Origin of the sequence: Rhodococcus sp. 7Tela_A2, from assembly GCF_049311045.1 — a bacterium.
Lineage (GTDB): Bacteria > Actinomycetota > Actinomycetes > Mycobacteriales > Mycobacteriaceae > Rhodococcus.
The window spans coordinates 1-9,573 of record NZ_JAXION010000143.1; the positions used below are offsets into that span (position 1 = coordinate 1).

Below are 9,573 nucleotides of genomic sequence, written 5' to 3' on the forward strand. Positions count from 1 at the left end.
GGTCTACGAAGTCACCCGGGTGGCGTCCCCGAACGTCATCTTCAGATCCGGAATGGACGAGGTGACGAGCGCGCGACGAGGCAGGCCGAGCGACCGCAGTTCGTCCGCGATGGGATGCGATCCGAGTTCGAGTGTGGCCCCTCCCGGCCGGGTGCGCACCCCACTGGGATTCATCGACCAGGTGGTGCGTCGCGTCGTCCCGTCGAGGTGGGAGTAGGCGGCGAGAGAGGCGGCGATCCCCTTGCCGGGAAGCCCGATCCCGGGCGCGACGGTCAGCTTCGCGATGAGCGCTCCGTCGGCGCTCACCGAACCTCGCTTGATGTTGCCCCGGTGATCGGCGTCGAAGTCGGCCAAGGTCTTCGGGAAACCCCATATGCCGCGACCGGCCGCGAGCGTGAACTCTCCGTCCACGGGCAGGCGATGGATCAGCGCGCCGGCACCGCCGGTCACCAACTGCCGTACGTCCTGCGCCACGCCCCCACCCGCTCGCTCGTGATCGCGGACGAGAAAGCAGACTCCGAACTCGTTGTACGGCCCGAGATCACCGTCGACGTAGTCGACGAACACGAGCGTGCACAGTCCTCGACCCGGCCGGTACCGGAGGATATCGAGGCCCGTGGGGGCGATCAGGGCTTGCGCACGTGCCGCAGGAACCGAGAACACGCCCATGAATGCGGTCGCGGTCCGGACCTGTACCGGCATCTCGACCGGAGTTCCCAGGATCGAATGGGTGGTCGTCTCGCTCATCGCTGCCTCTCCGACGTGGAACGCGTGCAGCAATGAGAACACGTTCTACTCCGTGAAGGGAAGGGATCAGGCAGGAGCACCCATGTTCATCTCGTCCGGATGCATCCCGACCCGGACACCGTCGTCGAGCGTCGCGATCTCGCTCAGATCGAGGTCGTCGAGTTCGAAATCGAACACGTCGATGTTCTGGGCGATGCGATCGTTGTGGACCGACTTCGGGATGACGATGAGCCCGTTCTGCAGGTGCCAGCGGATGAGCACCTGCGCCGGCGACACGCTGTGCCGGTCCGCGATCCGCGTGATGATCGGGTCGGTGAGAAGGGTGTTCGGCTTCGAGAGCGGGCCCCAGCCGGCGTTGCTGGTGCCGCCGAGAGGGCTCCACGATTCGACGGCGATGTCGTGCTCGGATGCGAAGGTGCGGATTTCGTGCTGGGGGAGATGCGGGTGGAGTTCCACCTGATCGACCGCCGGAAGCATGCCGCCGCGCTCAACGAGCAACTGGAGATGATGCGGCTCGAAGTTGCACACACCGATGGCTTTCGCCTTACCGGATTCGGCGATCTTCTCGAGCGCCTCCCAGGTGCGCAGCAGCCGGTCGTTGTCCTGCAACGGCCAGTGGATGAGGTACAGATCCACGTAGTCGGTGCCCAGACGGGTGAGGCTCTCGTCGAACGCTGCCAGCGCCCGGTCGTAGCCCTGGTCGGAATTCCAGAGCTTCGTCGTGAGGAAGATGTCCTCACGCGGGACGGACGACGAGGCGAGACCCCGACCGACGCCTTCTTCGTTGCCGTATGCGGCTGCCGTGTCGATGTGCCGGTATCCGGCCTCGTCGAGCGCGAATCGGACTGCGCTCTCGGTTTCCTCGTTGTCGGCCTGCCACACTCCCAGGCCGAGCTGCGGGATCGTGGTTCCGGAATTCAGCGTGATGTCGGGAGTCGTCATCCCTCAAGGCTAACCACTGCGGCTCCGGCTCAATCATCCGTGCGGGACGGGTGCGCCACCCCGAGCCCTGGGGCAGGGCTACGAGGTGGCGCGGTCCCGGCATGGAGAACCGGCATGGACGAAAGACGAATTCCCGGTCAGCCCGCGATCGCCTGCAGGTACGCGCGTGGCGGACCGAACAACTGGGCGGTGCCGTGGGCACGCTTGAAGTACAGCTGCGCGTCGTGCTCCCACGTGATGGCGATACCGCCGTGCAACTGGATCGTTTCCGACGCGACCTGCTCGAAGGCCTCCGAACAGTAGACCTTGGCGGCGTACGCGTCCTGCGGATCCTGTGACAGTGCAGCGGCGTACGACATCGACCGCGCGGTCTCGACCAGCGCGTACATGTCGGCCATGCGGTGCTTGAGCGCCTGGAACGACCCGATCACCCGGCCGAACTGCTTGCGGTTCTTGGCATACTCGACCGTGAGATCGAGCGCTGCCTGCGCGGCCCCGACCTGCTCGGCCGACACCGCGATCACCGCGACCGACCGCAATCGCTCGACGAGGTCGGAAGGGCACGGCACACGGGTACCGGTGACCCCGGAGAACGAGACCTCCGCCAGACTGCGGGTGGGATCCATCGTGGGTACCCGGCGCCGCGTCACCCCCTCCGCGGCGGGGTCGACCTCGAACAACGCGGTCGTGTCGCCGTCGGTGGCCAGCACGAGCAGTGCCGATGCGACGTCTCCACCGAGCACGTAGTGAGCGGTGCCGGTCAGGACGTCGCCGTCGGCGACGACACCGGGGGTGTCCCAGCCGGACTTCGACGCCCAGCACACGGCCACGATCTCGCCGGCGGCGATTCCCGGCAGCAGCCGCCCTGCGGCGTCGGCGTCACCGGACAGCAGCAGCGCCTGCGCGGCGAGAACCGCGGAGCCGAGGAACGGCGTGGGTGCGAGCGTGCGGCCGAGTTCTTCGAGGACCACGTGGGTTTCGGCGAGAGACGCGCCGACACCGTCGTATTCTTCCGGGATCGCAAGCGCGGCCACGCCCACCTGCTCGACGAGCCGTGTCCACAGGTCGGCGTCGTACCCGTCGGGCGAGGCGATCGCTTTGCGCACCGCGGCGGAGTCGGAGTGCTTGGCGAGCAGCATCCGCACCGACTCGCGCAGTGCAGCGCGGTCTTCGGATTCGAACGTCACGACGCCACCTCGGCCTTCTCCAGCGCGTCGACGATCCGCGCCCGGTGTGCGTCCGGCGTGCCCCAGGCGGTGACGAGGGCACGGACCTTGGTGATCCACAACGACAGGTCGTATTCCTGGGTGTAGCCGATCGCGCCGTGCACTTGCAGTGCGGTGCGAGCGGCCCGGTACGCGGCGTCCCCGCAGGCCACCTTGGCGGCCGAGACGTCGCGCGACGCGGTCGGAAGCCCGTCGCGCATCGCGAGTGCGGCGCCGTGCAGGAGAGGCCGGGCCATCTCCAGACCCACGGCCACCTCGGCGAGGTGGTGCTTGATCGCCTGGAAGGAGCCGATCGCCCGTCCGAACTGCTTGCGCTGCTGCGCGTATTCGACGGTCGTCTCGAGCAACGTCCGGCCGAGACCCTGCAACTGAGCGGCCGACGCGAGTACGCCGATGTCGAACGCCGCGGCCGTATCGGTCGTGCCGAGCGTCTCGGACGGCGAGACTTCGGACAGGCGGCGTGACCGATCGACCGACTCGCGCGCAGGTCCGGCAGTGCCCACCGACACGGTTCCGTCGGCGACGTGCAGCACCAGGGCCGCGACGTCGGTGTCCACCGCATAGGGGACATGCGGTGCGAAAGCGACGGTGGCGAGCGACCCGCCGGCGAGCGCGGCGAGTTTCTCGGGTGCCACGGCGGAGAGCAACGCCGGCGCCACCGCGACGGTCTCGACGACCGGTCCGGGAACGGCGTGGCGGCCCAGTTGCTCGAGGGCAACGACGAGGTCGACCGCGTCGGCACCGAGACCGTCGTGCTCCTCGGGGACGAGCAACCCGTTGACGCCGGTGTCGGCGAGCCGCTGCCACACTGCGAGACCGGCGGTGGTGTCGCCGGTGTTCCAGGCCCGGATCACCGCGGGCATATCCGACTTGGTGAGCAGGGCGTCGATGCTGGACGCGAAGTCTTCGTGCGACTCGTCGAGTGCGAATCTCATCGGTCACCCCTCGGAAGGCCGAGCAGCCGCTCGGCGATGACGTTCTTCTGGATTTCGTTGGTGCCGGCGTAGATCGGGCCCGACAGCGAGAACAGGTAACCGTCGGTCCAGCCGTCGACGAGTTCGGCGTCCGGTCCCTGCAGGCCGAGAGCGGTCTCGTGGGTCGCGATGTCCCACTCGGACCAGAACACCTTGTTGATCGACGATTCCGCGCCCAGCTGGCCACCACTCTGCAGGCGGGTGACCGTTGCCCACGTGGACAATTCGTAGGCACGTGCGCCGATCCACGCGTCGGCCACGCGGTTGCGCGTCGCCGTGTCGCCGTGCAGGTCGGAGTCGCGGTAGCTGCGCAGCAGGCGATCGGTGGCCGCGAGGAACCGGCCGGGGGAGCGCAGCGACAGCCCGCGCTCGTTGGACGCGGTGCTCATCGCAACCCGCCAGCCCTCGTTGACCGCGCCGATCACTCCGGACTCGCCGGGGTTCGCGGGGTCGTCGGGCACGAAGACGTTCTCGAGGAAGATCTCCGCGAACCCCGGCTCACCGTCGAGCTGGGGAATGGGCCTGACGGTGACGCCCTCGGCTCGCAGATCGAACATGTAGTACGTGATGCCCTTGTGTCGCTGCGCATCCGGGTCGGACCGGAAGAGACCGAAACCCATGTCCGCGTACGAGGCACGCGAGCTCCAGGTCTTCTGGCCGTTGAGCAGCCAGCCGCCGTCGACCCGGGTCGCGGTGGAGCGCAACGACGCGAGGTCGCTGCCCGACTCGGGTTCGGACCAGGCCTGGGCCCAGATGTCGTCGGCGCGTGCCATGCGCGGCATGATCCGTGCGAGCTGGTCGGGGTGCGCGTGTTCGAAGAGCGTGGGGGCGAGCAGGAAGATGCCGTTCTGGCTCACGCGCCCGGGCGCACCGGCACGGTAGTACTCCTCTTCGAACACGACCCACTGCTGCAGATTCGCGTCGCGGCCACCGAGTTCGGCCGGCCAGGACACCACCGACATCCGCGCATCGGCGAGTTGCTGCTCCCACCGGCGGTGTTCTTCGAAACCTTCCGCGGTGTCCATGGACTTCAGCGGAGTCTGCGGCACGTTCTCTTTCAGGAACGCGCGCACCTCGTCGCGGAACGCGAGGGTGTCGTCGTCGAGTTCGAGGTCCACTACTTCCCTTCCTGGGTGGGCCGCGCGCTCGCGGCCATCGACTTGGCGTTCATGCCACCGAGCGAGTCGGCGCCCACTTCGGCGTTGTGCGCGTGCGCGAAGTGGTGCAGGCCGAAGACGGAATCCATGCCGTTGCGCATACCCATCTGGTCTTCGCACTGGTTCACGGCGCGCTTGGTCAGCGCCAGGCCGAAGCGCGGCATCTCGGCGATACGCGAGGCGAGAGAGAGGGTTTCGGATTCGAGTTCTTCACGCGGAACGACCCGGCTGACCATGCCCACCTCGTACGCGCGCTGCGCGCTGAAGCGATCACCGGTGTAGAGGATCTCCTTCGCGAACCGCGTTCCCAGAATCCACGGATGCGCGAAGTACTCGACGCCCGGGATACCCATGCGCACCACGGGATCGGAGAAGAACGCGTCCTCCGAGGCGACGATCAGATCGCACACCCACGCGAGCATGAGGCCGCCGGCGATGCACGCTCCCTGCACCGACGCGATGGTCGGCTTCGGGATCTCACGCCAACGGCGGCACATCCCGAGATACACCTCCATCTCGCGGGCGTAACGCTGGTCGCCGCCGGCCTTGTCCACGTGGTCCCACCACATGACGGCCTTGTTGTCGTAGTGCACGTGGTGGTCGCGGCCCGGGGTGCCGAGATCGTGGCCGGCGGAGAAGTGCTTACCGTTGCCGGCCAGCACGATCACCTTCACCTCGTCGTCTTCGACAGCCCGCTCGAATGCGGCGTCCAAGGCGTAGGTCATGACCGAGTTCTGCGCGTTGCGGTAGTCGGGACGGTTGAGAGTGACGATCGCGACGCCGTCGCGCACCTCGTAGGTGACGACGTCGGGTTCGAACGGGACGGTCATGACTTCTCCTCACGCAGAACGTTTTTCAGTACCTTGCCGGACGGGTTTCGGGGCAGTGCGTCCACGAACCGGACCGACCGCGGAACCTTGAAGTTGGCGAGTTTCTCTTTGGCATACGCGATGATGTCGTCCTCTGTGGGCTGCTGCCCGTCCAGTGGGACGACGAACGCCCGCCCCCCCTCGCCCATGCGCGGGTCCCGCACCCCGATGACCGCCACCTCGTGTACCCCGGGAACACGGAGCAACGCGGCTTCGACTTCGGCCGGGTACACGTTGAACCCGCCGCTGATGTACATGTCCTTGAGCCGGTCGGTGATGTCGAGGTAACCGCGCTCGTCGAGCACGCCGACATCGCCCGTGTGCAGCCAGCCGTCCGGGTCGATGGTGGCGGCGGTCGCCTCGGGATCGTCGAGGTATCCGAGCATCACGTTGGGTCCGCGGAGCAGGATCTCGTCCTTCTCACCGATGCGTACCTCGAAGCCGGCGGTGGCGCGGCCCGAGGAGGTGGACACGGTCACCGGATCGTCGTCGACCCGGCACATCGTGGCGACCACGGCTTCGGTCTGCCCGTACGCGGTGAGTACCGCGTCGAAGCTCAGTTCCCGCTGCATCCGCTCGACCAGGGAGACGGGCACCGGCGCGGCTCCCGTGATGGCGATGCGGAGCGTCGACATGTCGTACTCGTCGCGCCGGGGGTGATCGAGAATCGACTGGTAGATCGTGGGTGCTCCGGGAAGCACGCTGATGTTCTCCCGTGACACGATCTCCATGACCTTCTCGGTGTCGAACACCGCCATGGGGATCACCGTCGCACCCTCGAGCAGTGCCGCCATGAAGCCGGCCTTGTAGCCGAAGCTGTGGAAGAACGGGTTGATGATCAGATAGTTGTCGTCGGGAGACAGTTCGGCGCAGTCACCCCAGGCGTCGGCGACACCGATGGTCTGGCGATGCGCGCTCAGTACGCCTTTACTGCGGCCGGTGGTGCCGGAAGTGAAAAGGATGTCGGCCACATCGTCGGGTTGCACGGCGTTCGCGCGAGCGTCGGCCTCGGTGCGCAGATCCTCGGTCGCGGTTGCCAGGAAGTCGTCCCACTCGAATACGTCGTCGCGGGGAGCGTCGTTCCCGCCCAGCGGGACCCGCACGACGGTCGGAAGGACGAGTTCGGGTGCAGCGTTGCGCAACTGGGTGAAACGGTCGCTGCCGAGGAATTCCCCGGCCACGACGAGGGCTGCGGCGTGCACTCGCTCGACGATGTCGGCGGCTTCGCTGCCTGTGTAGCGGGTGTTGACGGGGACGACGACTCCGCCCGCCCAGTGCACGCCCAAAGCGGCGATCTCCCAGTGGAAAGTGTTGGGGGACCAGATAGCGGCGCGGTCACCGGGCCGGAATCCGCGGGCCACGAGTGCGGCAGCGAAGTCCCGTACACGGTCGTGCAATTCAGAGAAGGTCAGACGGGTATCGCCGTCGACGACGGCGAGTCCGTTCGCGTGGTCGCCGACGGCACGGATGAGGGCGGCCGGCGTGGTTCCGGGTGTTGTGTTCACGTAGCTCCCTACCTAGCAATTGCTTGGTAGGTTATCGTACAGACGTGCACGAGAGCGAGAGCCTGGACAATGCGGAGTTCGCGGCCACCGTACGACAGTGGCTCGAAGAGAATCTGACCGGCGAGTTCGCCGGGCTCAGAGGCAAAGGCGGACCCGGTAGCGAACACGAATTCTTCGAACAACGACTCGCGTGGGATCGCCACCTCGCGGAGTCGGGCTGGACCTGCATCGGCTGGCCCACCGAATACGGCGGGCGGGGCGCGACGATGGAACAGCGCGTCATCTTCCACGAGGAATACGCGAAAGCCGACGCCCCCGCGCGCGTCAATCACCTCGGCGAGGAACTGCTCGGTCCCACCCTCATCGCATTCGGAACCGAGGAACAGAAGCAGCGCTTCCTTCCCGGAATCCGCAACGTCACCGAGTTGTGGGCGCAGGGTTATTCCGAACCCGGCGCCGGGTCCGATCTGGCGAACGTCTCCACCACCGCCCGTCTCGACGGCGACAAGTGGGTCATCAACGGCCAGAAGGTGTGGACTTCCCTCGCGCACGTCGCGCAGTGGGCTTTCGTCGTCGCCCGCACCGAACCGGGATCGTCCCGCCACCACGGCCTGAGCTTCCTGCTCGTGCCGCTCGACCAGCCCGGCGTGACGGTGCGTCCCATTCAGCAACTCACCGGCACGTCCGAATTCAACGAAGTGTTCTTCGACGACGCCGTGACCGACGCAGACCTCGTGGTGGGCACACCCGGCGACGGCTGGAAGGTCGCCATGGGCCTGCTGACCTTCGAGCGTGGTGTCTCGACCCTCGGCCAGCAGATCGGGTTCGCGCGCGAACTCCGGACCATCACCGATGTCGCCGCGGCGAACGGCGCGCTCGACGATCCTGCCGTCCGCGAGAAGATCGCCCGTGCCCGCATCGGACTACGGGTGATGCGGGCGCACGCGGTGCGTACCCTGGACGACGCAGATCCGGGACAGGCATCCGTCGCGAAGCTGTTCTGGGCCAACTGGCACCGCGACCTGGGCGCACTGGCGATGGACGTGGAAGGTGCGGCCTCGCTGGTGGGTCCCGACCACGACCACGCCGGCACGCCGTCCGTCCTCACGGACCCCGAACACCTCGAACTCGCGGAGTGGCAGCGACTGTTCCTGTTCACCCGCGCCGACACCATCTACGGCGGATCCAACGAGATCCAGCGCAACATCATCGCCGAGCGCGTGCTCGGCCTTCCCCGGGAGGCACGTCCGTGACCACTTCGCCCAGCGCCATTTCACCCCTGGCCACCGCGCCCGTCGAAACACCGGGCCACGGTCTGCTGACGGGGAAGAAGGTCGTCGTCACCGCCGCCGCGGGTACCGGAATCGGATTCTCCTCGGCGCGGCGCGCTCTGCTCGAGGGCGCCGACGTGCTGGTCTCCGACTTCCACGAGCGTCGTCTCGGTGAGGCCGCCGACAAGCTCGCGGCGGAGTTTCCCGAGCAGCAGGTCGCGTCGATCGTGTGCGACGTCTCGTCCACCGAACAGGTCGATGCCCTGATCTCCGGTGCCGCCGAACAACTCGGCGGCATCGACGTGCTCATCAACAACGCGGGTCTCGGCGGGGAAACCCCGATCGTGGACATGACCGACGACCAGTGGGACCGCGTCCTCGATATCACCCTCACCAGCACCTTCCGCGCGACCCGCGCTGCGCTGCGCTACTTCCGCTCGGTCGATCACGGCGGCGTGCTCGTCAACAACGCGTCGGTGCTCGGCTGGCGTGCCCAGCACTCGCAGGCGCATTACGCCGCGGCGAAGGCCGGCGTCATGGCGCTCACCCGATGCTCGGCGATCGAGGCCGCGGAGTACGGAGTGCGGATCAACGCGGTCGCACCGTCCATCGCACGGCACGCCTTCCTCGCGAAGGTGACCAGCGAGGAACTGCTCGACCAGCTTGCCGCGGGCGAAGCCTTCGGCCGGGCCGCGGAGGTGTGGGAAGTCGCAGCCACGATCGCGATGCTCGCGAGCGACTACACCACATACCTGACCGGCGAGGTCGTCTCCGTCTCCTCGCAGCGCGCCTGATGCGCCCGTGGGGCGGGCCCCCCCCCCCCCCCCCCCCGCCCGCCCGGGCGACCGAGGGTCCCAGACACCCCCCCCCCCCCCCCCCCCC

Annotated in this window: 9 protein-coding genes; 2 read left to right on the top strand and 7 right to left on the bottom strand. The window is 67.6% G+C overall.

Features of this window, described 5'->3' with window-relative positions; genetic code table 11:
• Positions 1-3: 3 nt before the first annotated feature.
• From TVH25_RS19150 to TVH25_RS19180, 7 genes are all read right to left on the bottom strand, one after another.
• Entirely contained in the window at positions 4-747 is a 744-nt protein-coding gene (locus TVH25_RS19150; protein WP_422425225.1) for an acetoacetate decarboxylase family protein, read from the bottom strand.
• Positions 748-813: 66 nt separating this feature from the next.
• On the bottom strand, positions 814-1,689 hold the full coding sequence (locus TVH25_RS19155; protein ID WP_422425222.1) for an aldo/keto reductase: 876 nt from the start codon (positions 1,687-1,689) through the stop codon (positions 814-816).
• Between the two features lie 137 nt (positions 1,690-1,826).
• Entirely contained in the window at positions 1,827-2,876 is a 1,050-nt protein-coding gene (locus TVH25_RS19160) for an acyl-CoA dehydrogenase family protein (RefSeq protein ID WP_169623079.1), read from the bottom strand.
• Entirely contained in the window at positions 2,873-3,850 is a 978-nt protein-coding gene (locus TVH25_RS19165) for an acyl-CoA dehydrogenase family protein (protein WP_169623080.1), read from the bottom strand. Before TVH25_RS19165 ends, TVH25_RS19160 begins: the two co-directional genes overlap by 4 nt.
• The gene (locus TVH25_RS19170; protein ID WP_169623081.1) at positions 3,847-5,007 is read right to left on the bottom strand and encodes an acyl-CoA dehydrogenase family protein; all 1,161 of its coding nucleotides are present in this window, start codon (positions 5,005-5,007) and stop codon (positions 3,847-3,849) included. Before TVH25_RS19170 ends, TVH25_RS19165 begins: the two co-directional genes overlap by 4 nt.
• The gene (locus tag TVH25_RS19175) at positions 5,007-5,876 is read right to left on the bottom strand and encodes an enoyl-CoA hydratase (RefSeq protein ID WP_169623082.1); all 870 of its coding nucleotides are present in this window, start codon (positions 5,874-5,876) and stop codon (positions 5,007-5,009) included. Before TVH25_RS19175 ends, TVH25_RS19170 begins: the two co-directional genes overlap by 1 nt.
• The gene (locus TVH25_RS19180) at positions 5,873-7,420 is read right to left on the bottom strand and encodes a FadD3 family acyl-CoA ligase (RefSeq protein WP_422425223.1); all 1,548 of its coding nucleotides are present in this window, start codon (positions 7,418-7,420) and stop codon (positions 5,873-5,875) included. Before TVH25_RS19180 ends, TVH25_RS19175 begins: the two co-directional genes overlap by 4 nt.
• A gap of 44 nt (positions 7,421-7,464) precedes the next feature.
• On the opposite strand from TVH25_RS19180, the gene TVH25_RS19185 reads away from it, so the two are divergent.
• On the top strand, positions 7,465-8,673 hold the full coding sequence (locus TVH25_RS19185; RefSeq protein ID WP_378528682.1) for an acyl-CoA dehydrogenase family protein: 1,209 nt from the start codon (positions 7,465-7,467) through the stop codon (positions 8,671-8,673).
• Positions 8,670-9,485: an SDR family oxidoreductase gene (locus tag TVH25_RS19190; RefSeq protein WP_422425224.1), complete on the top strand. Its 816-nt coding sequence runs from the start codon at positions 8,670-8,672 to the stop codon at positions 9,483-9,485. Before TVH25_RS19185 ends, TVH25_RS19190 begins: the two co-directional genes overlap by 4 nt.
• The last annotated feature ends 88 nt before the right edge of the window (positions 9,486-9,573 follow it).